The following is a 24,132-nucleotide window of genomic DNA, read 5'->3' on the forward strand; positions in this document are numbered from 1 at the left end:
CTGCCGAAGGCTGCGATCGTTTGATCTTGATCTTAAAAAACAAGATCAAAAGATCGCAGCCTTCGGCAGCTCCTACAGGGGTGCGTATTTCATCACGCAGTCGCGTGACCCCTGCACAAAACGGATACAGGTCTGCACCCCGCGGATAGTCCACCCCATTGCCCCGTCCTAGCATGACCCTGCCTGAACAATAACAATGGAGGCGGCGGCCATGACCCTGCGACCCGAATATTTGCATTCCCTGCTTGAAGACGATCCCGAACAAGGCGTCTATCGCTGCAAGCGCGAGATGTTCACCGACCCCCGGTTGTTCGATCTGGAGATGGAACACATCTTCGAAGGCAACTGGTTGTACCTGGCGCACGAAAGCCAGATCCCCAACATCAACGATTTCTACACCACGACCATGGGGCGCCAGTCGATTTTCATCGCGCGCAACAAGGACGGTGTGCTCAACGCCTTCATCAACGCCTGCAGTCATCGCGGCGCGACCCTGTGCCGGCACAAGTCCGGCAACAAAAGCTCCTACACCTGCCCGTTCCACGGCTGGACCTTCAACAACTCCGGCAAGCTGCTCAAAGTCAAAGACCCGGCCAATGCCGGCTACCCGGCGAGCTTCAATTGCGAAGGCTCCCACGACCTGACCAAGGTGGCGCGTTTCGAGTCTTATCGCGGTTTCCTGTTTGGCAGCCTCAAGGCCGATGTACTGCCACTGGTGGAGCACCTGGGCGAGTCGGCGAAGATCATCGACATGATCGTCGACCAGTCCGCCGATGGCCTGGAAGTGCTGCGCGGTTCCTCCAGCTACATCTACGAAGGCAACTGGAAACTCACCGCCGAAAACGGCGCGGACGGCTATCACGTCAGCTCCGTGCACTGGAACTACGCGGCCACCCAGAATCAGCGCAAACAGCGCGAAGCCGGTGAAGAAAACCCGACCATGAGCGCCGGCAGTTGGGCCAAGCAGGGCGGTGGTTTCTATTCCTTCGACAAGGGCCACATGCTGCTCTGGACCCGTTGGGCCAATCCCGAGGACCGTCCGCTGTACGAGCGTCGCGATGAGCTCGCGCAAGACTTCGGCAAGGCGCGCGCTGACTGGATGATCGAGAATTCGCGCAACCTGTGCCTGTACCCGAACGTGTACCTGATGGACCAGTTCAGCTCGCAGATTCGTATCGCCCGGCCGATCTCGGTCAACCGTACGGAAATCACCATTTACTGCATCGCGCCGAAGGGCGAGAGCGACCACGCCCGGTCGAGCCGGATTCGTCAGTACGAAGACTTCTTCAACGTCAGCGGCATGGCCACGCCGGACGATCTGGAAGAGTTCCGCTCATGCCAGACCAGCTACCAGGGCAGCGTCACCACGTGGAACGACATGTCCCGTGGCGCCGAGCACTGGATCGAAGGTGCCGATGACGCGGCGAAGGAAATCGATCTGCATCCGCTGCTCAGCGGCGTGCGTACCGAAGATGAAGGTTTGTTCGTGCTGCAACACAAGTATTGGCAGCAGACCATGCTCAAAGCCCTGGCGGCCGAGCAGTCGAAACTGATCGCCGTGGAGGACGTGCAATGACCATTTCCTATGAAGCGGTGCGCGATTTCCTCTATCGCGAAGCACGCTACCTCGACGACCGCCAGTGGGACGACTGGCTGGAAATGTATGCCGCCGACGCGACGTACTGGATGCCGTCCTGGGACGACAACGATGAACTGACCGAAGACCCGCAGCGGGAAATCTCGCTGATCTGGTACGGCAACCGCACCGGGCTTGAGGACCGCGTCTTCCGCATCAAGACCGAGCGCTCCAGCGCCAGCGTGCCGGACACCCGCACGTCCCACAACATCAGCAACATCGAGTTGCTCGAGCAGGCCGACGGTTTGTGCAAGGTGCGCTTTAACTGGCACACCCTGAGCTTTCGCTACAAGACCGTCGACAGCTATTTCGGCAGCAGTTTCTACACCCTCGATGTGCGCGGTGAAAACCCGCTGATCAAGGCCAAGAAAGTGATCCTGAAGAACGACTACGTTCGCCAGGTCATCGATGTTTACCATTTGTGAGGCGGCCGTCATGACCCATTCCATTGCGTTCAATTTTGAAGACGGCGTCACCCGGTTCATCGACGCCAATGTCGGCGAAACCGTGGCCGATGCCGCGTATCGCCAAGGCATCAACATTCCGCTGGACTGCCGCGACGGCGCCTGCGGCACCTGCAAGTGTTTCGCCGAAGCCGGTCGTTATGACTTGGGCGAGGAGTACATCGAAGACGCCCTCAGCGCCGAAGAAGCCGAACAGGGTTTTGTCCTGACGTGCCAGATGCGCGCGCAGAGCGATTGCGTGGTGCGGGTGCCGACTTCTTCCGAGGTGTGTCGCACGCGTCAGGCCAGCTACGACGCGACCATCAGCGCCGTGCGGCAGTTGTCCGACAGCACTATCGCGCTGTCGATCAAAGGCGAGGCGCTGAGCAAACTGGCTTTTCTGCCGGGGCAGTACGTGAACCTGGGGATTCCCGGCAGCGAGCAGACTCGCGCCTATTCGTTCAGCTCTTTACAGCGTGACGGCGAAGTCAGTTTTCTGATTCGCAACGTGCCCGGCGGCTTGATGAGCAGCTTCCTCACCGGCATGGCCAAGGCCGGCGACCGCATGAGCCTGGCCGGGCCTTTGGGCAGTTTCTACCTGCGTGATATCCGTCGACCGTTGTTGCTGCTGGCCGGTGGCACGGGACTGGCGCCATTCACGGCAATGCTGGAGAAAATCGCCGAGCAGGGCAGCGAACATCCGCTGCATTTGATCTACGGCGTGACCCACGATTTCGATCTGGTTGAACTCGATCGTCTGGAGGCCTTGGCCGCGCGCATTCCGAACTTCAGCTACAGCGCTTGCGTGGCCAGTCCTGACAGTCAGCACCCGCTCAAGGGCTACGTGACCCAGCACATCGAGCCGAAGCATTTGAACGATGGCGACGTCGACGTCTACCTGTGTGGCCCGCCGCCGATGGTCGAGGCGGTCAGCCAGTTCATCCGCGAGCAAGGCATTGCCCCGGCGAATTTCTACTACGAAAAATTTGCCGCCAGCGCGGCCTGACCCTTATACGCGGTCCTCTGTAGGAGCTGCCGAAGGCTGCGATCTTTTGATCTTGTTTTTTGAAAATCAAAGTCAAAAGATCGCAGCCTTCGGCAGCTCCTACAGGTGGCCGCGGTGTGAGTACGAGGATGACCATGAACAGATTTCACGAAAAAGTCGCGCTGATTACCGGAGCAGCCCAAGGCATCGGGCGGCGCGTTGCCGAGCGCATGGCGGCGGAAGGGGCGAAGCTGATCCTGGTTGATCGCTCCGAACTGGTATTCGAGGTCCAGCAGCAATTGGGGCAGGGCAGTCAGGTCCTGGCGCTGACCGCCGACCTTGAGCAATACGAAGAATGCAGCCGGGTGATGCAAACCGCGGTCGAGCGCTTTGGTCGTCTTGATGTGCTGATCAACAACGTCGGCGGCACGATCTGGACCAAACCGTTTGAGCATTACGAAGCGTCGCAGATCGAGGCCGAAGTCCGCCGTTCGCTGTTCCCGACCTTGTGGTGTTGCCATGCCGCGTTGCCGTTCATGCTGGAGCAGGGCAGCGGTGCGATCGTCAACGTCTCCTCTATCGCCACCCGCAGCATCAACCGCGTGCCGTACGGCGCGGCGAAGGGCGGGGTCAACGCGTTGACGGCGTGCCTGGCGTTTGAAACCGCCGGGCGCGGCGTGCGAGTCAATGCCACGGCGCCCGGTGGTACCGAAGCGCCGCCGCGGGTGATTCCACGCAACAGCGCCGAGCAGAGCGCGCAGGATAAAGTCTGGTATCAGCAGATCGTCGACCAGACCCTCGACAGCAGCTTAATGAAACGCTACGGCACGCTGGATGAGCAGGCGGGCGCGATTCTGTTTCTGGCCAGTGACGAAGCTTCGTACATCACCGGGATGGTTATGCCGGTGGGTGGTGGCGATCAGGGCTGAATATCGATGAATTACAAGCGACGCTGAAACGCTCTGGCGATCCTGAGCGTGGCGTCGCTGGTACTCAGGTTTTGCACGGCATCGAGTGGAAACCAGATGCAGTCGAAGATTTCGTTTTGTGGTCGGACTGCATCCAGATTCACGACTGACGCCTCGTAGACGTGATGGCGAGTCCCGCCCGTTTCCAGTTCCATCAGGTAGAGCATGTCGTCGGCAATGAGTCCGGTTTCTTCCTGGAGCTCGCGGATGGCAGCCTCCGCCGCCGTTTCACCGAGCTCGATCTTTCCGCCGGGCAATGCCCAGCGGCACCTTGGCTTACGCACCAGGAGAATATGGCGGTCTTGTTCGCAAATAACGGTTGCGCGTACTTTCATCGGTGACTTGATTACCGGTTGTCATTAAACAGTCATAAAAATGCAATATTTGCGCCGCACTCATTTTGCCAGTCTTCGGAAGTTGGAGGGCTGGAAGAGTGTAAAAATGCATTTAAGTGGCGAAATCACGAGACGACGTCTGGTCGGCAACTTGCTGGCAGGTGGGTGTAAGGTAGGCGCGTTGACTCTGGATATCACTGCCTAAATGGAGGGTGACTATGAGCGTTCCGATGTTGAACAGGATGCACATGAATGGTTACGACGTACTCAGCGTGAACAACGGCCCATGGCGTGTCTGCACCAAAGGTGACCGACTCGGGTCATTTGGCAGTCGAGAAGAAGCACTGGCTTTTGCAGCGTCTCTTCCCGGCTACAACTCGCGCTCGAGCGGGCAAACACGCAGCCAGTAACAATATCTGTGGCGAGGGAGCTTGCTCCCGCTGGGTCGCGAAGCGGCCCCCTCTTTAACTAATAAAGAAGGGGACTGCTGCGCAGTCCAGCGGGAGCAAGCTCCCTCGCCACAAATTTTTAGTATCCGCCGCCACCCGCGCGGGATGGCTCCCGGGCTTTATGTTGCGCGTAACTCCATTCAGCGCAGGTCATGAAGCTTTTGTGGTCGACCTTGCCCTGGTGATCGAAGCTGACGCTGTAGGGTTGCTGATGGCCGGGCTGGGTCAGCGTGTAATCGAAACAGGTGCCGGGTTCGGCGCTGCGATCCGTGATCGATAACGGTGGCCCGCCGATGTGCTGGACTTGCTCCTTGCTCATGCCAGTCTCGACCTTGGCCACCAGCGGTTGGTCCCGGAAAACTTGCGAGTCAGTGCTACAGCCTGCCACCGCTGTCATTACGATGATCAGTGTCGAGAGAGGCCGATTCATTGCAACGCCCGCTAGTGAGCCTTGTTTCGGGTGATGGTTTTGGCCTTGATTTCCTCGGCGTAGCCCGCCAGCCGCTGTTCATCACCCTGGAACAATTCGCAGAGCCTTTTGGCGGCTTCCGCATCGACGTCGTTCCCGGCCAGGCGCAATTGCTCTGCAATGCGCAAAAGTTCTACCGCGGACCATCGCAGATCCGACGCTACGCCTTGCAGATCGCGCCGAAGTTGTTGTTCCGATTCGTTAAGCCACATGACGACCTCCTGAATGTCTGCGCTAATCAATTTTAGACCCGTTCTGCGGCGGGGCGTTGAGTTCGTCTGATCGTGCACTGCGTCCTTTGGTCGGGAAGTTTCGTCAATCGACCAAATCCGCTGCCGTACTGATGAATCGATTTTTCGCCAGGGCGGGATACTTCAAATGACGGCTACCGATGACTTCAGGGCGCAGGCTCATGACTTGAACGCTGATCTGGATGCGGCTACCAGTGAAATGATGAAACTGATCTGCGCGCATCAGCTCAGCGGTCCGGATTGGGGTCGGGTCATGCAATGGCAGCATGAGGCTTATGAGCGATGGACGGCGTATCTGAATACGCGGTCCTATCCCGGCCCGGGCGATAACAACACTCACCGCTGATGCATCCATTGGAAGTCAGAGCGGCAGCCAGCTACATTTCACGTTTTCAGGATTAAGGGCGCTTCATGCAGAGTCGGATGTTGTTGGGCGGAGTAGGGCTTTTGGCGTTGCTGGCGGGTTGTTCATTGCCCGCGTCAGTGGTGCCAGGCGAGCCGAATGTCAACAAGTACAGCGAAAAGCCACCCAAGGAACTGGCTGAGTGCGTGTTTCCCGCATGGAAGCAGGAGATATCCAACACGACTCAAACGTCGATTTCCAACGGCTACAGAATTACCGCGCCGAGCATCATTACCTCTGACGAGATTCTGGATATCGTAAAGTCGAAGGACGGCAGCCGGGTATCGCTGTATCAGGGGCCGCCCTGGGCGAAATCCGCAGCATTGCGCAAGTCGGTGCGAGACTGCCTGTAGGTTTCAGTCGGAAATCTCGCTCAACGGGATGAGTTGATCATCGCTTGATTGCGCGCTCGCGGTGCCTTTCTTTTCCCTGCGATCATTCAACCAGTTGTCGACCTGAGCATTGAATTGCGCCGGTGCTTTGCGTCCGACCTTGCGGGCGATGTCCAGAATAGTCTGCTGGGCGAGGGCCTCTTCCATGCGTTTCTGCGCAGTCAGCATGGCCGCATGGATCGAGCAGTGTCCCTCCAGCGCCCAAGCAGGCGCCTCACCTTCAAACAACGCGCAACGCCCACGAATGTCCCGGCATTCGAAAATGGACTTGCGCCCGTCGATTGCGTTGACGACATCCAGCAGCGTGACTTCGTCAGCCGGTCGGGCCAGCTTGAACCCTCCGCGCACGCCCTCAGTGGCGACCACCAGTTTGGCCTTGGCCAGTTTGGTGAAGATTTTCGCCAGATAGTCCAGCGGCACGCCTTGCAGCTCAGCCAGGTCACGCACGCTCGCTTCACGCGAATCGCCGCAATTGCCCACCAGGTAAATCAGGCAGTGGAGGCCGTACTCGACGCCTGCGCTGTAAAGTGCCATTTCTATCTCCGACTAATGTTGTCGCAAATGTTATCAGCTGACTGTGAGTTAGGCAACGCATGTGGCTGTCCCGTTCATACCGGTTTACATCCAGTCGAAATGCGCTAATCAGCGGGTTGATGGAGACTATCAAAACCATCGATGGCAACCATCGCAAAATACAGGTTGCGAGTTTTAACTCGGATCAATAGAGTCGCCGTTGTCAGGTCGGCAGCAGAATTCTTCATCAGCGTTGACCCATAACAAAATTCACCACTGGTTATCCCCGGAGATAAAAATGAAACAGCACATTCTGGTTATCGGCGCAGGTTTCGGTGGCATGTGGACAGCGTTGAGTGCGACGCGCCTGTTCGACATTCACGATCACAACGGCGTTGAAGTGACTGTTCTGGCGCCTCAGGCGGAACTGCGTGTCCGTCCGCGTTTCTACGAGCCGAATGCCCACCAACTGGCCGCGCCGCTTGGGGATCTGTTCGATGCAGTGGGTGTGAAGTTCATCAAGGGCGCTGCCGAGACCATCGACGTTGAGCGCAAGACCGTCGGTTACATCGATGCTTCGGGTGCCAAACAAGTATGCAGCTACGACAAACTCGTTCTGGCCACCGGCAGCCGCGTCGCACTCCCGGCCACTCCCGGTGTGGCTGAGCATGCCTTTGACGTCGACCAGATCGAACAAGCCGTTCGCCTGGAAAACCACCTGAAGAACCTGGTCAACCAGCCAGAAAGCGCAGCCCGTAATACGGTGGTGGTCGCCGGCGGTGGTTTCACCGGTATCGAAACCGCGACTGAAATGCCAACCCGTCTGCGCGCCATCCTGGGTGATCGTGCGGACATCAATGTGATCATCGTTGATCGCGGCGACAAAATCGGCGGGTCAATGGGCCCTCAGATCGCCGAGAAGATTGTTGAAGCCAGTATCGAAACCGGCGTGAAATGGCACCTGCAGGCATCGGTTGTCGGTGTTGATGAAAACGGTGTGACCCTGTCCGACGGCCAGCGCATCGATGCAAAGACCGTGGTCTGGACCACCGGTGTGCGCGCCAGCTCGCTGACCGAGCAGATCCCCGCCGAACGCGATCACCTTGGCCGCCTGCACGTCGACGCTCATCTGAAAGTGATTGGCCAGGAAGACATCTTCGCCACTGGCGACGTTGCCTACGCCGCTTGCGATGACATCGGTAACCACGCGCTGATGACCTGCCAGCACGCCATCTCGTTGGGCCGTCATGCCGGCAACAACGTGGCCGCGCAGATTCTGGGAGTGGAACCGACGCCGTACAGCCAGCCGAAATACGTGACCTGCCTGGATCTTGGTGCCTGGGGTGCGGTTTACACCGAAGGGTGGGATCGCCAGGTCAAACTGATTGGACAGGAAGGCAAGTCGCTCAAGACCCAGATCAACACCGTCTGGATTTACCCGCCAGCGGCGGATCGTGTAGCAGCATTGGCAGCAGCGGATCCGATGATTCCGGTTGCTTGAGTGGTTGATCGCGCTGTCTGATTAATTGAGTCCCACCCAGGGTTTCCTGGGTGGGATTTTTTTTGGCTTGTACCCAGTCCTTGTAGGAGCCCGGCTTGCTGGCGATGGCGTTGGGTCAGGCGCTGCGATGTCGACTGAACGGCCGTCATCGCCAGCAAGCCGGCTCCTACAGGGAAATGCCCAATCCCAAGAACGCATCAAATCATTGCCTGCATGAAATTCATCGTGTATTTTTTCATGAAAATAAAACTATAAAATTTCATGAGTCCCGTATGTTTCAGCAATCCACTCAGCATGTCGCCAGCTATTACGCCCACACCTGCGCCGATCGCCTCGTCAAAAGGGCGGCATTGGACGGGGAGCAGGACACCGAAGTATTGATCATCGGCGCCGGTTTCAGCGGTTTGCACACGGCATTGCGCCTGGCGCTCGCCGGCAAGCGCGTGACGTTGCTGGAAGCCAGTCGGGTGGCCTGGGCCGCTTCCGGGCGCAATGGCGGTCAAGCAATTCTTGGCTGGTCCTGCGACATGCCGCCGTTGGAGGCGGCGCTGGGTTATGAACGCGCGCGGCGTCTGTGGGACGGCATGCGCTGGGCAGCGCGGGAGCTGCGAGAATTGCCGGCACGCCATGGTTTCGATTGCGACTACCGGGCCGGCCACCTCTGGACGTCGGTGATGCCGCGTCGGGTCAGCCTGTTGACGGAATGGCAACACGAGGCCAGCCACAAATGGGGGCACGATGGATTGCAATTCATCGAGCGCGAGCAACTGCCGGATTGGGTCGCCAGCGATCGCTATCAGGCCGGGTTGTTCGATCCTGAAGGCGGGCACTTGAACCCGCTGAAACTGGCGTTGGGCCTGGCCGCCGCGATTGAGCGGGCCGGCGGGGGGATTCACGAACAAAGCAAAGCGCTGGATTATCGCGAGGACGGTGACGGGTATGTGGTAACCACTGAACACGGTCGCATTCGCGCGGACGTGTTGGTGCTGGCGTGCAACGCTTATCTGGATCGTCTCGACCCTCAATTATCGAGTTGCGTGTTGCCCGTCGGCACCTATCAAGTGGCCACCGCGCCACTTTCGGCAGCGCAGGCGAAAGCGCTGCTGCCGAGCAACGCGTGCGTCACCGACAACCAGTTTGTGCTCGATTATTTCCGCCGCACCCCCGACAACCGGTTGCTGTTTGGCGGTGGCTGCACTTACCTGGGCGGCATGCCGAAAGATATCGCGGGCGCCACCCGGCCATGCCTGGAGCGAGTGTTCCCGCAACTCAAAGGGATCGAGCTGGAGTTCGCCTGGGGTGGTCATATCGACCTGACCCTCAAGCGTACGCCGGACATCGGTCGGCGCGGCGACTTGTACTGGCTGCAGGGCTACTCCGGGCACGGCGTACTGCCGACCCTGGCCGGGGCGCGGGCGGTTTCCGATGCGATAATGGGCCGGCCGGATGAGTTGGCGTTGTACCAGGGTTTGAACAACGGCAGTTTTCCCGGTGGCAAGTACATGGCAGCGCCGCTGGAAGCGATCGGCAAGGCCTGGTACCGACTGCGCGACAGCATTTGAAAGCGGTAATTTCTGGAAGCCTTTCGATGGACATGCAAGAAGAGATTTCGGCGCTGGCGATCCTGATCCAGGACCTGCGCAAACACAAAAAATACACCCTCAAGGATCTGGCGGACAAAATCGGTCGTTCCGTGGGTTTTCTGTCCCAGGTCGAGCGCGGCTTGTCCCGGCCGACGGTGGCGGACTTGACCGCCATCAGCGAAACCCTGGGCGTGCCGACCACCTATTTCTACAGCTTGCCCAAACCGATGGCCCTGCCGTGGGTGACCCGGCCGGACGAGCGTCGCACGTTGTATTACGCCGACGGCATCACCGACATTCTGGTCTCGCCAAAAATGCGCGCGTCCTTCTCGATGCTGGAAAGCCAACTCGAACCCGGTGCCAGCAGCGGCGACCGGCACATGAAAGACAGCTCGGAGCAGGGCGGCTACGTCCTGGAAGGGGAATTGACGCTGTGGCTGGATAACGACGAGCCAGTGACGTTACACGCTGGCGACAGTTTTCAGTTGGCCAGTCACGCCCATTGCCGCTACGGCAATCTCTCGGACCGACTCACCCGGGTCCTTTGGGTTTACACCTGATAAAAACAACAAGGAACAAAATGATGGATGCTGTGTGCTCTGATCTGCTGGCTGAAGTGCGTACGTTTCGTCACCGCCACCCTGATGTGCGTTACGTCGACCTGATTTCCCTGGACATCCCGGGGCATTTCTACGGCAAGCGCTACCCGGTCGAGATGCTCGAAAAAGTGGCCGCCGGCAGCGTGCTCAAACTGCCGCAAAACTGCGTATTGCTCGGCACTCAGGGCGGACTGTTCAAGATCGGCGACTACTGCTTCAACGACGGCGACCCGGATGCGCAACGGCGCCTGGTGCCCGGCACACTGAAGTTGGTCAGCTGGGAAAAACAACCGCTGGGGCAGATGCTGATCACCTCCGACGGCACGGAAAAACCGATCGTTTTCGAACCTCGCGAAGTGTTGGCGCAGGTACTGGAGCGACTCAAACGCAAAGGCATTTCCCCGGTGGTGGCGTTCGAGCTGGAGTTCTATCTGTTCGATCGTCAATTGCGCGATGGCTTGCCGCAGTTCGCTCGCGATCCGTTGACCGACGATGCTGATGATCAGCCGAACATGCACATTGAACGACTGTCACGATTTGCTCCGGTACTCGATGACATGGTCGAGACCGCGCGAGCACAAGGCATCGACGCCACGGTGATTACCGCCGAGCTGGGCCCGGGCCAGTTCGAAATCAATTTCGGTCATCTCGACGACGGTTTGCGCGCGGCCGACTGGGCGGCGCTGTTTTGCCGTAGCACTCGCGGCGTGGCGCTCAAGCACGGTTATCGCGCCAGTTTCATGTCCAAGCCGTATTTGCAGCATCCCGGCAGCGGCATGCATGTGCACGTAAGTCTGTATGACGAGGCGGGCAACAACCTGCTGGCCGCGAACGGACAACGAGCGCTACGCCATGCCGTCGCCGGGTGCCTGGACGTGTTGCCGCACTGCATGCCGATTTTTGCCCCGAATCACAACGCACTTCGGCGATTGAGCGCCACGGTGAACGTCGCGTCGCGCGCCAGTTGGGGCTTTGAGGATCGCGATGCGTGTTTGCGAGTGCCCGAGTCGGATGCAAAAAACCTGCGGATCGAACATCGCCTGGCCGGTGCCGATGCCAACCCGTATCTGGTATTGGCGGCGATTCTGGTGGGGTTGGAGCACGGACTGGAAAGCCGTCGCGAGCCGATTGCGCCGCTTAATGAGGACCGCAGCAGCGGCATCGATTTCCCGCTGGAGATGCTGGAGGCGGTGCAAACCATGCAAGGCAAGGCGCAATTGCGTGAAGGTTTGGGCGCTGAGTTTGTCGACGTGTATTGCGAAAACAAGCGTCAGGACCACTTGGCATTCATGCACGATATCAGTGCACGGGAGTATCGCTGGTTCCTGTAGTTAAAGAAGATTCGAGGTTAACCCTAAAAAATATCTGGATATTTAATGGCTTAGAAGCTTTAGTAACTGGCTGGTTAAATAAAATATCTTGTTACAGCGCGAAACATTGCGTAATATCCGCGCCGCGTTCACCACCACGGTTTATGCATTTTTAAGTCCCGGGCGTCCATCAGCTGCCCGGGATTTTTTTTGCCCGCATTTTTTGCGTCCTGCGACCTTCTGGGTCGGATCAGGACTTCGCTTCCTTGGTCCCCAGCACGTCACGGATGTTGTCCACCACATTGCTGTCCTTGATTACATCGTTGAGCCAACCTTCGAGCGGCATGTTGCCCCATTTGATCGCGCGTTCGATCAGGTAAGGGACGGGGCTCTGGGGCTCGGTCTGCTTGAAGAACTGCGCGATTCCCGCCAGCAGGGTGAACGCCTCGTCGCGGGTCTGGGGCGTGGTGCGCAACGGCGTGACGGGGATGTCCTGCTGGGTCTGGGTCATTGCAGCACCTGTGGGTTGTGCGCCAGCGCTTTCGGAGACGGTCGGGGTAGGCGCGACCGGGGTCGGATTCAGTTCGATACCGCGATCCTTGAGCAGTTTCTCGGCCAGTTGGCCGGCACGGGACAACACGTCATGGAGCCCGGCAAAACTCGGCGCGTCATGGCCGAACAGCCGGTCAGCGGTGCTCTGCAATTGCTGGCAGGCGCTCAGGCTGGCGGCAATTTCGCCGGCTTTGCGGCGCAGGTGATCCGAGTCGGTCAGCACCACCGAGCGCTGGAACACCTCGGCGTTGATCTTGCCTTCGTCGAGGGCGGCGCGCATGGCCTGAGGGCTTTGCAGGGCCAGGTTTTCGACATGCCTGGATTCGTCATAACGAAGCAAACCGTATTGCTGGCCCTGGGTGATGGGCAGACCGCCCACCACATCGGCGAGGGTGGTCTTCATCCACGCCAGACGGGCAGCGCGCTCGTCGACGCCGTCTTCGAGGGATGGAAACAGATCGGCCCAGAAGTTATCCAGAATGCGTTCGGCCAGCGTCAGGCCAAAGGTGATACCGCTGAAATGGTACTGGTGCGCCAGCCCTTCGCTGAGCCAGGCGACAAGCATCAGGTCCTTGCTCTGTCGAGCCAGGCCTTGGGCAGCCAGGGTGATGGTCAGATCCCAGTCAGAGGACTTCAGATCCGTTTGCCAGTCACCCTGGGTCAAATAATCGGGGTCTGCTCGCCGCGCTTCTTTCACCTGATCGAACAAGGCGGAAAAGCTCAAGTCTTCGCCGCTCCCCTCATTGATGGGCGCGGTCAGTTCGGCCAGCGAAAGGTCGTTGAGAAATTCAGACATAGGAAACTCTGATCAAAATAAAAGAACACCGTGCCTGCCTGGCAGGCACGGTGCTGAAAACGAGCCGCCGGGGCGGCCCGTCATTGCCACGGTCTTATGCGAAAACCTTGTTGGCAGTGCGATCCCAACCACCGGTGACGTTGCCGCCGCCCTGGCCATCGGCACGGCTCTGCTGGGTGTAGGTGGTTTTGATGCGGGCAAAGTTGAAGCTGATTTCTTCGATCGGCAGGTCGCCAACCGATTTGTCTTCACCGTTCTGGCTGCCACCGGCGACCGCTTTGACCGAAGACACCACGACTTCTTCCAGGTTGATGGTCAGGTAGGTCACCTTGTCACCACCAGCGCGGTTCACATTCAGTTGGATCTTGGCGATGTGCGTGCCTTTGCAGCAGGCTTCGAACAGCTTGGCAGAAGCCTTGTCCACGGCTTTGCGGATGCTGAAGTCGCTCAGCGCCACACGCTCCGACGAAGCACCGCCCGACGAACTGGCAGTCGCGGAAGTGGCCTGGGTTGCGCCGTACTCGTAGCCCAACACTTCGATCCAATCCTTGTGTTTGTCGTCCAGTACTTCACCTGGAATGCCGTCGATCTGGATGTATGCGTCAAATGCCATTTCTAATTTCTCCTTACCTTCATTTAAAGGGATGTCACCTGCAACCAGATCACAACCCTTCGTTTTAACCTCTTTGAAACAATCAAGAGAGGTGTGTTACGGCAGCCTCGGTCAACGTCGAGATGACCCAGGCACCGGTTTTTCTTGCAACAGGCGCGGCATCCTCAGTTGAGTGCGCGCACTTCGATTTCTACCCGCCGGTTAGGTTCCAGGCAGTGAATCAGCTGAGCCCTTGGCTGCTGCATATCGCACTTGACCAAAGGCTTGTTGCTGCCTTCGCCGACCGCTTCTACCAGCTCGCCGGGAACACCTTTGCCCACCAGATAAGTCTTGATGGTTTGTGCCCGTAGTTTGGAAACCTGCAGGTTGCCCTGTGGATCGCCGAGTTGATCGGCGTGCCCGGCGATGATGATTTTTCCAATGTTGGGCGTGCTGAGCAGCTTGCCGGCAATCGCACTCAGCTGGCCTTGACCTTCATTCTTCAGACTCTGGAAGTCGGCACGGCCAAAGGCGAACAGGGTGTCCGACTCCAGCGTGATGGTTTCGATCGAGCGCAACGACTGCGTGAGCAAACTGTTGATGTAGTTGCGCGAGCTGGAGATCAGGAACGCGTTGTCGAGGATCCGCGGCACGTCCGGCTCGTGAATCTGATCGCTGTAGAAATTGATCTGCCGGCTGGCGAACTCATAGTCCTGATGGGTTGCGGCGACGGCGGCGCTGCCGACGTGGCGGGCAATCGCCGGATACCAGTAATCCGGGATTTTCGCTTTCAGGAACGCCGGGTCGGCCTTTTCCCGTTGCGCACGCGACAACATGACGTAGGTGTCCAGCGTCGCCTTGCCGAACGCGGCAATGGATTGCGCGCGGTTGTCGTTCGGCAATGCCTTGGGCTCGACGCTGTCCACGCCTGTCACCGGCATCAACTCTTTGGCATTGCGCTGATAGACCTTGAGCGTGGTCAGCAGATACAGCGAGCGGGTCAGGTTGTCGGCCGTGGGTTTGAGCATCACGGTTTCCAGCCGATCGAAATACTGGCTGCGCACCATTGGCTCGATCTTATGGCCCTGGTAGAGCCCGAGGCGCATGCGCAGTGGCACGCCTTCGTCGTGGTGCCGGGCGTAGTAATGCGCGGTCCAGAAGCGCAGACGATCGAGGGTTTGCCAATCGGTGTATTGGCCGGAGGTCGAGCGATCGTCGGCAGCGGCCTGGGTCAGCTCTGCCGAGAGGGTTTGCAGGGTGTTGCGATTGTTGATGTACGACCAGCTCAACAGACTGCACAGCAGCACCGCGACCAGGCCTGCACCGCCGATCCATGCCGCTTTGCGCCGACGTTCGCGATGGTTGGTGGTGTACAGCGCCACCAGGTGCTGGTCGGGAATGATGACTTTGCGGAACAGACTGTTGATGAACAATGGGCGCGGTTGCGCGTGACCGTTGGCGATCTCCCGATCACCTTCCAGGGAAAAACGCTCTGTCACCTGCCGTGCGTGTCCACCCAAATCCGGCTGGTCTGCGTCCAGCGCACTGGTGAAATAGAAGCCGCGCAGCAGTTCTGCATTTTGATACGGATTGGCCCGCAGCAGCGCATCGACGAACAGTTGCAGCCGTGGTTTGAGCGCCGCCAGTTCCAGCGGGAACCGATACACCGCTGAATCCTGTCGGGTGATCTGGATGTCCTGGGTCACCAACTGCTGGCTTGCTACCTGTTGCCAGTAGCCGACCAACTCGTCCATCGCCGCACCGAAGCGCTGCCCCCAATCGGCCTGCTCGTAGCCTTTGTGGGAAAAGGTCTTGCCCATGACGTCGCCGCGCGCGGTTTCATCCAGCTGGCGATAGAAGGGGGCGAAACCCGGGACCAGGTCGCACTTGGTGAACACCAGGTAGACCGGCAGTCGCACTTCCAGCAGGGCATGGGTTTCCTGAATGCGTTCGCGCAGGCGCTTGGCGATACGCTCCTGATCTTCCAGCGAGGATTGCAGAATGTCGTGAATGCTGACGGTGACGATCAGGCCATTGAGTGGCCGGCGCTGGCGATGCTGGCGCAGCAATTGAAGGAAGGCCCGCCATTTGCCGGCCTCTTCCTGGTTGTTCATGTAGCGGCCGGCGGTGTCCAGCAGGACCGCTTCGGAGCTGAAAAACCAGTCGCAGTTTCGCGTGCCACCCAGGCCCGCGACCCGCACACCTTCGCGCTCGGCGTAGGGGAAGTTGAGACCCGACTGGTAGAGCATGGTGCTTTTACCGGCCGCGGGTTGCCCGACTACCAGGTACCAGGGCAGGGCATACAGCGCGTCCTTGGCGTTGCTGCCTCGGGGCTTGTTGCTGTGCAAGCGTTCGATGCTTTGCAGCAGGCGCTCGCGCAGCAGGCTGACCTCTTCGCGATCGGCCGGGCTCGCGTTCAACACAGCTTGATCGGCATCTTCGCGCAGCAATCCTTCGAGGTTGTGATGCCGGGACACGCCTCGATAAAGCAGCAAAACGTAGCCGGCCGACAGCACCAGGAACACGCCAATGCCGCTCAGCAGGCTGTTGAGCGAACTGAAATCAAACGCCCGCCCGATGCCCCACACCACGAAGATCGTGAGGAAAAAGCACACCCCGAGAATGTAGGGTTGATAGCGCAAGAAGTAATACTTGATCTTGTTCATACGGACTTCGAATCCAGGGCATCGACAAAACGGTCGATAACGTCACCCAGAGGGCGGTCGATTTCGGGAAAGGCGTGTGTGCGGTGGTGCTCGTCGAAGGCATCGAAAGAAGCCAGCACGTCGTAGCTTTGCGAACGCTCACTGATCCCCGTCAGCACGCGGTAGGCATCGCAGGTCTGGCGTGAGGCAAAACAGATCAGCCTCGGGCGCATGAAGTCATCGGCCAACAGGTTGACCTGTGGCACCGAGCGTTCAGGCGTCATGTGCGTCAGCCAGGTGACCCACAAATCGGCGGTCGGATTCTTCAGGCCTCTTTCTGCCGGCAAGGGCAGGGCGATGCCGATCGGCGTTGGGTGAGACAGGTGCCGTCTGAGGGCCTGGAGTCGGGTAAGCACGGCGTTGGTGACGAACTCCGGGTAGGCACCTTCGAGCGCGGTACTGATGTCGCGCAGATTGAAATTCACCAGAAACTTGTCATGCACGCGCCGGAACAACTCGAAGTCCTGGCCTTGTAATGGGCGCAGGGCCTTGATGCGTTCGAACAGCACCGAAGTGCTTTCGCCATGGACGGCCATGTGCAGCAGAGGCCTGATCTGCCCGCTGAACAGTTCGCCGAGGGTGAACGGATTGACCAGAGGCTCGGCCTCACTGGCCTTGAGCGTCTGGAAAATGAAAAACGGATAGCGTCGGCCACTCGAATCTTTCGAGCTGATCAGCCCGCCCAGCAGCCAGTTGCCGCTGCGCGCGCGGTAGCTGAAAAAGCACACCGGCAATGCGTCGAACAGTTCGCGCCAGTCTTCACGGTGCTGCAAGGCGGCGAGCGCGCCTTGCAGCCAGCCGTCGAATTCGCAGACGTCGTCGCCTGCACCTTGCAGGCTGACGAAGTCCGGGCTCGCGGGCACTTTTCCGAAGCAGCCGATCATTGGCCGGATCCCTGATTCAAGAGGCGGCGGATCACAGCGGACGACCTTCTTTGGCGTTGAGCGCGCTCAAGGCCTTGACGTTGGCCAGGTCCGTCAGCTTGACGCCGCCGTAGTTGCGCACGGCGAGGCTGACCGGACCGCTGCTGGTGTTCCAGCTGAAACGTTGCTGAATACCGTCCAGATCGCTGACCCGCGCGCTGTCGTTCATGCGCAGCAGGCCCCAACGGCCCGGGTAGTCGAACACCGTGACACGCTCGCCGGTCAGGGTGACCACATCCAGGCGTGCGCCCGGCGTGGTGGTCGTGCCCGGCCACGAGAAGCGGCTCCAGCTGGTCTTGCCGTTACGGTAGTGCTGCACCTGGCCATCGAGGGTGAAGATGATGTCGGTCAGGCTGGCGGAAGGTTCGAGCATGATCTCGAAGCCGTTGTCGCGGTCCGACAGGCTGGCAATCACCTGGCCCAACGAGCTGGCCTTGTCGATGCTGTTGACCATGTTCGGGTTGACCAGCGGCGTGGCCTTGCTGTCGCTGCTCATGCCCAGGCCTTCGCCACCGGACAGGTTGCCGATTTCGTTACGCTTGAAGTTCGGCAGCAGCCCGGATTCCGGGTCGACGAAACGCTGCAAGTCCTTGACCGACGCTTCGTTGCGGCTGCCTGGCGCGATCGGATAACGGTGCGCCATGACCTGTTCCCACGGCTTGGCAATCTGCTGTGCCCAGGCCTTGGCAATCTGTTGGCCGGCAGGGTCACGCAAGGTTTCCCAGGCAAACTGGATCGGCAGGCTGAACAGGCCCTGCAACGCAGTAGACAGGCCACCCTGGCTGGTGTCGACGGTGGTCTCGACATAGTTGCGCACGCTGGTCACTTCGCTCGGCAGCCCTTCAAGGGTTTCGCTGATCAGCTGCTTACTGCTTTTACCGACGTCCTGTGAGCGCTGAATGTTGTTCATCCGCACCTTGAGTTTGCGCAAGGCCGCCAGGTAGCGGTCCATGATCGTACTGTCGGCGCCTTCGGCGTTTTGCACGGCGAACACCCGCGATACCGGCTCGAAGCGCTTCGCCAGGCTGCCGTCGTCAACCGCCGGCAATGGTGAAATCAGCGAGCTTGGCGATGCATTCTTGCCATCAAAAATACCGGTGACGCTGCTCCAGAATCCGTCATCGGGCTTGATGCCCGCTTGCAGGGTTTCGCGGGGGGCAGGGACATCCCACTGGGTGTTGTCATTGACCGCCGCCAGGAGGATTTTCACCGGCGAGTTCTGCACGTCGCTAAGCAGCGACAGTTGTTGGGTCGCATTGGCCATGTCAGTGAAATGGCGAACGCCGACGCTGTCGATCAGGGTGTACCAGGCCTGTGTGTAGTCGCGCTTGTAGCGCGTCATGAACTCACGGATGAAATTGGCCTTCTGCACAATGCTGTCGGCGCCTTCGCCGTCGAGTACCCAGTCCGATTCATTTTGCAGGTTGCCCGACACCAGTTTGATCAGCTCCGGCTTGACGAATTGCTCCCAGCCCTGACGAGTGAAAATCGCTGGAACCGCTTCTGTGCCGTACAGCAACTGACGGCCCGGCAAGGGCACCAGATCGCTCAAGCCAACCGCCGGAAACTGGCGACTCGACTCCAGTTGCAGGCGCAGGTATTCGCGGTCCACCAGCGAGCTGGAAATCATGAACGACTTCAGGCTGTTGCGGGTTTCACTGATCAGCTGTTCGTTGCGCGACAAGGTCGGCGCCTGACCACTCTTGAGCAATTGCACATACACCGGCGCATTGTCCTGGATCACTGCGCTGCTGACTGCGTTGTCGGTGCTGGCGATATTGGCCCAGGCCACCGGCAACGCAGCGCTCACGAACTCTGGATCCGGATGGGTCGAAGGTTGGGTCAGCATCAGATAGAGCTTGAGTGCGTTGTACGACTCAATAATTGAAGCGACCTGGCGCTCATCGAGTCGGCCCAACATTTCTTCGGACAGCGAAAGCCCGCCGGTGGTCGCCGACAGTTCAGCGGCATCGCTCGCGGTGGCCGGGTTGCGCAGCGCTGTCAGTGCTTCGCCACGAACCTTGTTTACCGCGCCCCTGGCAGCCCCGTTCAGGCGACCGGCAACATCACCGGTGCTGCGCGGCAGGTTATTCAGGCGGGTCGGCAGTTTCTGCCCCTGCAAACGGGCTTTGGCGGAGCCGGCCTTGGCCGTCGCAGGCGCAAAGTTGTTCTGCGGGTCCATGGTTTTGGCGAACTCATTGAACGCGCGCATCTGCAATTGCAGTTGCAGGGTGATCGGCTCCAGCGCCTGAGTGCGCAGTTGCTGCAAGTAGGCGGTCTGTGCGACGCGATAAACATCGTCACCCCGGTACAAGCCGGCGCCGAGTTGCAGCGGCACGCCTTTGGCGCGGTGCTTCTCGATGGCAGTGAGTTGCTCGCGCAGCAGTTCCAGGCCGTGACCCGAGGCGAGTAACCGCGCACTGTCCGGCGATTGTTGCAGTTCGGTCAGCTGCTCGCGCAGTGTCGCCAGCCACTGGCGGTTGTTCTGGAACGACAGGGCTTGCCAACCAATGAACGCCACACCCGCCAGCAGAGCCAGACCCAGCAGGGCAGGGCTGGCGGACTTGTTCTTGCCGAAACGCGACTGGTAGAGGGTCAAGTCGCGATCGGGGAAAATCACCCGACGGAACGTGTCGGTGATGAAGTAGCTGCGGTCGCTGATTTTCTTGCCGCTGCCTTGTGCCTGATTGTCGTGCTCGGGAGCGGGCTGCAAGGCGAACGATTCGGCCAGGTCATCTTCATACACCTGGCTCAGTTGCTGATCGGTCTGCAAGGCGCTGGTGAAATACAGTCCGCGCAATAGAAGTGGCGCGCCGCTGCGACGGGTCTCGGCGAAGTGTTGGAGAAACTGTTCCAGCACGCCCGACAACTCGGCGAAATAGTTCGGGAAGTTCAGCAATGCACTGTTGGCATCGGCACCCAATGCAATCATCTGCGCGTCGACGTGACGACGGATGTGGCCGTGCAGGTTGGCCAGCTTGGCGTCCAGCACGGGACGCAGGCCCTGATTACGGATCTCGGACAAACCGAAGGTCATGCCCAGCGGTTGCTGGCGCTCGTTCAGGTCCAGGCCTTCGAACGCCTGGCTGAAGCCCGGCAGTTGGTCGGTCTTGCTCAGCATCAGGTAAATCGGCGGGTTGGCCTCCAGGCAATCGTTGTATTCCTCTATGCGCGAGACCAGTTGCGCGGCGAGTTCATTACGCTCGGCAGCGCTGCAGGCCAGCAGTTCCGGCAGGCTGACCACCAACACCAGGCCATTGACCGCGGCCTTGCTGCGCTGCTTTTTCAGCATGCGCAGGAAGGCGGCGAATTCGCTGGCCGACGGGTCGTCGCGCAGGTAACGGCCGGCCGTGTCGATCATCACGGCCTCGGGGCTGAAATACCAATCGCAATGCTGGGTACCGCTTTCGGTGTCGTTGGCGCTGCTGGCAATGTTTGCGGACAGCCCTGAGCGGGTCAGCAACGAGGTCTTGCCCGCGGCCGACATGCCGATGACTAGATACCACGGCAAATCGTAAAGTGCCGACGAACCGCCGCCACCGGCCGAGCGATCGGCGCGCAGCATGGCGATGGCGTGCTTGAGCCGCTCACGCAGCACTTGCTGGTCGCGGAACTCACCGGCGCCATTGAGCGAGCGATCAACTTCGATCTGTACCAGGTTTTCAAGGTTGTGTTCAGCCCGGATACGCTTGTACTGACGCAGCACAATGATCAGCAGGTAGAAGGCGCTGACGATCGCCATCGTCTCCAGTGCATAACCGCGCAGCCAACTCACGCGCGGGGCCGCGAACCAACTGACCGCCAGGCTTGCCAGCCACAGGACGGGGATGAGGAACCAAAAGCTTTTCAACAAACGCAATAATGTTTTCATGTCTTCCTGACTCGGTTACCTGACCTGTATTCAGGCACTGAACAGCTGGCTGATTTGTTCGGACAACGCGGCTACGTCCTTGCCCAGCAACCAGTCCAGCGTCAGGTAAACACCCACGCAGACCAGCGCAATCAGCGCGAGATAGAGCCAGAGGGGGACTTCATGGCGCAGCATCTGCGAGACCTGGTCTGGCAGTGCCCAGTCGGGCGAGAGTGCCTTGGGTGTCTTGCGAAAACGCGCGATGTCCTGGCCCAGGGTATTGGCCAGGTAACGCAGCTGGTCTTTTTGCCCAAGGCTGAATTTGCCTTCGAAACCCAACGCCAGGCACAGGTGGTAAACCTCAAGTACATCGAGGTTCTGTTTCACATCGCCACGCAACGAATCGATCTTTTCGAAAAAGCCTTCGCCGGCCAGGTGCACGCCGAAATAGCGGAACTGCAAGGGCTGCAATTCAAAGTGGCGGCGCAACTCGTTGTCCCCGGAGCGCAACACGCTTTCATCGAGGAACGCACACAGGGCGTACTGGGTGTCCTTCACCTGTTCCACACTGTAATTGGCGCTGCGGGCATCGCTTTCCAGTGCCTTGAAGAAGGTGTCGACGCTTGCTTCAAAGGCGCTGACCGAGGTCACTTGGCGGCCCTTGCGCACGATCAGCGCCATGCTGATGAAATCCTGCACCAGGTCTTTGAGCGTCGGTTTTTCACGGGCAGCCGCAACGGCGCCTTGCAGTACGGCTTCGGTCATTTGAGTACCGCCATCAGTTCAAGCTTGAGGTTGGTGAACGCGCTGGGCGCATAGAAAGAAATGGCCTGGGCACTCATCATTCGTTCGTAGACCCGGCCGTGGGGCTCGATGGAGAAGTAGTGATTGTCCAGTCGCACCGGAATCGCATTGGGCAGGCGGGTCGAGTGATTGAGCGTGACGCCCGGCATGGCGCTGTTGACCACCACTTCGATGTCCTCCGGCGAGCCGACCTTGAACGCCCGCGGCACCAGCTCCAGCAGGCTTGCGCCCGGCATGTCGGCGTGCACGGAGATGTAGAAATCCGCCTCTGCCAGCCGTGGATCGTGCAGCTGTCCTTGCCAGTACGAAGGTTTGGTTTGCGTCAGGTTGATCACCACGCACTGGTTCGGCACCACGTTGTCGAGCAGCACGCGAATCATTTCGTCGAGCTTGACCAGCGAGGCCGCCGGGTCGTGGTGGTCGTACTCGGGAATATCGTTGAGTTGGGTGTCCAGCGAAAACGTCAGCAGCCCGCTGGCAAGTTCTGCCAGGAACAGATACAAACGCTCGGGGTGCAAACGCGGGTGCGCGAGCAGGTGCGCCAGGCTCGGATGGGCACGGTTCACCGTGTTCAACAGCCAGAACAGGGTCACGTCGCTCGAACCGAACTCGGCGATCTGATCCGCACGCTCGCGACGACGGCCGGACAGCGCCTTGCTTTTCGATTGCAAGGCACCGAGCAAACGCTTGCCCAGCCCGATCAGGGTGTCATGGGTGCCCAGGTGCAGCGTTGGGTGCACGAAATGCCCGTCGAGGTTGAAACCGCCGATGTTGTTGCGCGACAGCCGCGCAATCGGGCACCAGGTGTAGCCATCCAGATTGTCGCCGTCGATCAGCATCACCACGTTCAGACGCAGGCTGGTGATTTCGTTTTCCAGGTCGCCTTCGTTGAGGTCCGGCAAGGTGTCGAACTGCTTGCGAAAACGTCGCCCGGTCTTTTGCTCCTGGCCGTCTTCGACGTAATTCAGGCCGAAGGGCTCAGGCAATTTCAGCGCGGCGTAGACCTTCAGGTCGTTGCCTTTGAGCAGGTCCTTCAAGTCACGGGCTGCCGGAAGCGGATCGTGCTGCGGCGCGTCGAACAGGCTACCGTCGGGAAACACCAGTTTCAGTCGCTTGAGTTGCAGGGAACCGGTGGCGAGGGCTTCCTCGTCCACTTCCAGCAACTGCACGCCCCAGTGAAAGGGTGTGTTGCGCAGCGTCGCCTGCGCCAGCTGATGCTGGTGGAACTCATCCTGATACTGGAAATGTTGTGGCAAAAGGAACATGCCTTCGGACCACATCACCCGGCTTTGTTTACTCATTGAGCGCCTTCCAAAAATGAATTCAATTTCGAGTCCAGCGCTTTTTGCGCGGAGCCGGCGGCTTGGTCCTGAGCCTTTTCAATCACGACGTCCTGAACCCGTAGGATCAGCGTTGGCTGGGCCGGTTGCTCGGGCAGGGCGGAGGCTTTGGCGAGCTGCTCTTCGGTCTTGGGTTTGTTCAGCACGTCGACGCCGCTGACGGCGGACACCGTGTTGTTGTCCACCAGCACCCGCAGGCCATCGGATGAGAACCAGATGCCGTCCTTGCGCAGGGAGTTGGCGTCAAACGCGACCTTCCAGCGGCTGTTCTCGTCAGTGCGGAAAAAAGCCGCGACGCCGACATAACCTGCGGCCTTGTTCAGCGGCCATTTGTCGACCTGGCCCATGCCCGGCAACAAGGTGATTTCGCGGTTTTCGATCAAGGTATTGCCGAGGGCCTTTTGCGGGTCGTCCCACAGCGAGTCGGCATCCACCGATGCAAAGCGCTCCAGTGATGTCAGCTGGTACACGCGAAGCACCACGGAAAGCGGTTTGCCGGACGCGTCGGGATTGAGCTGGTTGCCGCCGTCGGACGTCAGGATGACCTTCTCGTTATCCTCGAACAGCATGTCGCCGGCCCAGGTATTGTCGACCCGCTTGCCGACTCGGTCGGTGACGCCACAGGCGCTCAGTACCGCCATCATCGCCACCGCCGTCAGGCATTTGGCCAACGCCGTTTTTTCGGGACGCTTCCCTGAATATCTCTTGTCCATGACCACTACCTGTAAATGCC

At 59.5% G+C, this 24,132-nt stretch carries 23 protein-coding genes; 11 read left to right on the plus strand and 12 right to left on the minus strand.

The window, feature by feature from the left end:
* Nucleotides 1–211: 211 nt before the first annotated feature.
* From benA to KGB21_RS26555, 4 genes are all read left to right on the plus strand, one after another.
* Complete coding sequence (gene benA / locus KGB21_RS26540) at nt 212–1,576, plus strand: benzoate 1,2-dioxygenase large subunit (RefSeq protein WP_223507199.1); 1,365 nt, start codon at nt 212–214, stop codon at nt 1,574–1,576.
* Nucleotides 1,573–2,061 (plus strand): benzoate 1,2-dioxygenase small subunit, encoded by a 489-nt coding sequence (gene benB / locus KGB21_RS26545; RefSeq protein ID WP_034150966.1) that lies wholly within the window; start codon nt 1,573–1,575, stop codon nt 2,059–2,061. The genes benA and benB overlap by 4 nt, the downstream gene beginning before the upstream one ends.
* A gap of 10 nt (nt 2,062–2,071) precedes the next feature.
* Nucleotides 2,072–3,085 carry a benzoate 1,2-dioxygenase electron transfer component BenC gene (benC, locus tag KGB21_RS26550; protein ID WP_223507200.1) on the plus strand — a complete coding sequence of 338 codons (1,014 nt, stop codon included), beginning with the start codon at nt 2,072–2,074 and terminating at the stop codon, nt 3,083–3,085.
* A 134-nt stretch (nt 3,086–3,219) separates the two neighbouring features.
* Nucleotides 3,220–3,993, plus strand: coding sequence for a 1,6-dihydroxycyclohexa-2,4-diene-1-carboxylate dehydrogenase (locus KGB21_RS26555; protein WP_223507201.1), 774 nt, complete (start codon nt 3,220–3,222; stop codon nt 3,991–3,993).
* A gap of 11 nt (nt 3,994–4,004) precedes the next feature.
* On the opposite strand, the gene KGB21_RS26560 is transcribed toward KGB21_RS26555, so the two are convergent.
* A complete protein-coding gene (locus tag KGB21_RS26560; RefSeq protein ID WP_223507202.1) occupies nt 4,005–4,367 on the minus strand; it encodes an NUDIX hydrolase in 363 nt (120 codons plus the stop codon).
* Between the two features lie 218 nt (nt 4,368–4,585).
* Here KGB21_RS26560 and KGB21_RS26565 point away from each other — a divergent pair, with 218 nt between their 5' ends.
* Complete coding sequence (locus KGB21_RS26565) at nt 4,586–4,777, plus strand: SPOR domain-containing protein (protein ID WP_223507203.1); 192 nt, start codon at nt 4,586–4,588, stop codon at nt 4,775–4,777.
* 118 nt (nt 4,778–4,895) lie between these two features.
* Here the strand turns inward: KGB21_RS26565 and osmE are convergent, their stop codons facing one another.
* Both osmE and KGB21_RS26575 read right to left on the minus strand, forming a co-directional pair.
* The gene (gene osmE, locus KGB21_RS26570; protein ID WP_223507204.1) at nt 4,896–5,246 is read right to left on the minus strand and encodes an osmotically-inducible lipoprotein OsmE; all 351 of its coding nucleotides are present in this window, start codon (nt 5,244–5,246) and stop codon (nt 4,896–4,898) included.
* 11 nt (nt 5,247–5,257) lie between these two features.
* Entirely contained in the window at nt 5,258–5,497 is a 240-nt protein-coding gene (locus KGB21_RS26575; protein WP_223507205.1) for a hypothetical protein, read from the minus strand.
* A 166-nt stretch (nt 5,498–5,663) separates the two neighbouring features.
* Between KGB21_RS26575 and KGB21_RS26580 the strand changes: the two genes are divergently transcribed.
* Nucleotides 5,664–5,882: a hypothetical protein gene (locus KGB21_RS26580; RefSeq protein ID WP_223507206.1), complete on the plus strand. Its 219-nt coding sequence runs from the start codon at nt 5,664–5,666 to the stop codon at nt 5,880–5,882.
* A gap of 65 nt (nt 5,883–5,947) precedes the next feature.
* Nucleotides 5,948–6,292, plus strand: coding sequence for a hypothetical protein (locus KGB21_RS26585; protein WP_223507207.1), 345 nt, complete (start codon nt 5,948–5,950; stop codon nt 6,290–6,292).
* Between the two features lie 3 nt (nt 6,293–6,295).
* Here the strand turns inward: KGB21_RS26585 and KGB21_RS26590 are convergent, their stop codons facing one another.
* Complete coding sequence (locus tag KGB21_RS26590; protein WP_034150973.1) at nt 6,296–6,865, minus strand: RrF2 family transcriptional regulator; 570 nt, start codon at nt 6,863–6,865, stop codon at nt 6,296–6,298.
* A gap of 277 nt (nt 6,866–7,142) precedes the next feature.
* Here KGB21_RS26590 and KGB21_RS26595 point away from each other — a divergent pair, with 277 nt between their 5' ends.
* From KGB21_RS26595 to KGB21_RS26610, 4 genes are all read left to right on the plus strand, one after another.
* A complete protein-coding gene (locus tag KGB21_RS26595; protein ID WP_223507208.1) occupies nt 7,143–8,345 on the plus strand; it encodes an NAD(P)/FAD-dependent oxidoreductase in 1,203 nt (400 codons plus the stop codon).
* Between the two features lie 272 nt (nt 8,346–8,617).
* Complete coding sequence (locus KGB21_RS26600; RefSeq protein WP_223507209.1) at nt 8,618–9,907, plus strand: NAD(P)/FAD-dependent oxidoreductase; 1,290 nt, start codon at nt 8,618–8,620, stop codon at nt 9,905–9,907.
* A 26-nt stretch (nt 9,908–9,933) separates the two neighbouring features.
* Nucleotides 9,934–10,488 (plus strand): helix-turn-helix domain-containing protein, encoded by a 555-nt coding sequence (locus KGB21_RS26605; RefSeq protein WP_034150976.1) that lies wholly within the window; start codon nt 9,934–9,936, stop codon nt 10,486–10,488.
* Nucleotides 10,489–10,511: 23 nt separating this feature from the next.
* The gene (locus KGB21_RS26610) at nt 10,512–11,858 is read left to right on the plus strand and encodes a glutamine synthetase family protein (RefSeq protein ID WP_223507210.1); all 1,347 of its coding nucleotides are present in this window, start codon (nt 10,512–10,514) and stop codon (nt 11,856–11,858) included.
* 229 nt (nt 11,859–12,087) lie between these two features.
* Here KGB21_RS26610 and tssA read toward each other — a convergent pair whose 3' ends face one another.
* From tssA to tssJ, 8 genes are all read right to left on the minus strand, one after another.
* Entirely contained in the window at nt 12,088–13,185 is a 1,098-nt protein-coding gene (gene tssA, locus KGB21_RS26615) for a type VI secretion system protein TssA (protein ID WP_034150978.1), read from the minus strand.
* Nucleotides 13,186–13,279: 94 nt separating this feature from the next.
* Nucleotides 13,280–13,798 (minus strand): Hcp family type VI secretion system effector, encoded by a 519-nt coding sequence (locus KGB21_RS26620; RefSeq protein ID WP_034150979.1) that lies wholly within the window; start codon nt 13,796–13,798, stop codon nt 13,280–13,282.
* 164 nt (nt 13,799–13,962) lie between these two features.
* Entirely contained in the window at nt 13,963–16,443 is a 2,481-nt protein-coding gene (gene tssM, locus KGB21_RS26625) for a type VI secretion system membrane subunit TssM (protein WP_223507211.1), read from the minus strand.
* Nucleotides 16,440–17,366, minus strand: a complete 927-nt coding sequence (gene tagF / locus KGB21_RS26630) for a type VI secretion system-associated protein TagF (protein ID WP_223507212.1) — start codon at nt 17,364–17,366, stop codon at nt 16,440–16,442. The genes tssM and tagF overlap by 4 nt, the downstream gene beginning before the upstream one ends.
* A gap of 31 nt (nt 17,367–17,397) precedes the next feature.
* Entirely contained in the window at nt 17,398–21,276 is a 3,879-nt protein-coding gene (locus KGB21_RS26635; RefSeq protein ID WP_223507213.1) for a type VI secretion protein IcmF/TssM N-terminal domain-containing protein, read from the minus strand.
* Between the two features lie 30 nt (nt 21,277–21,306).
* Nucleotides 21,307–22,020 carry a type IVB secretion system protein IcmH/DotU gene (icmH, locus tag KGB21_RS26640; RefSeq protein ID WP_034150983.1) on the minus strand — a complete coding sequence of 238 codons (714 nt, stop codon included), beginning with the start codon at nt 22,018–22,020 and terminating at the stop codon, nt 21,307–21,309.
* Nucleotides 22,017–23,360, minus strand: a complete 1,344-nt coding sequence (gene tssK, locus KGB21_RS26645) for a type VI secretion system baseplate subunit TssK (RefSeq protein ID WP_223507214.1) — start codon at nt 23,358–23,360, stop codon at nt 22,017–22,019. The genes icmH and tssK overlap by 4 nt, the downstream gene beginning before the upstream one ends.
* The gene (tssJ, locus tag KGB21_RS26650) at nt 23,357–24,112 is read right to left on the minus strand and encodes a type VI secretion system lipoprotein TssJ (RefSeq protein WP_223507215.1); all 756 of its coding nucleotides are present in this window, start codon (nt 24,110–24,112) and stop codon (nt 23,357–23,359) included. Before tssJ ends, tssK begins: the two co-directional genes overlap by 4 nt.
* Nucleotides 24,113–24,132: the final 20 nt, after the last annotated feature.

The organism is Pseudomonas sp. GL-RE-29, from assembly GCF_019947275.1.
Lineage (GTDB): Bacteria > Pseudomonadota > Gammaproteobacteria > Pseudomonadales > Pseudomonadaceae > Aquipseudomonas > Aquipseudomonas fluorescens_A.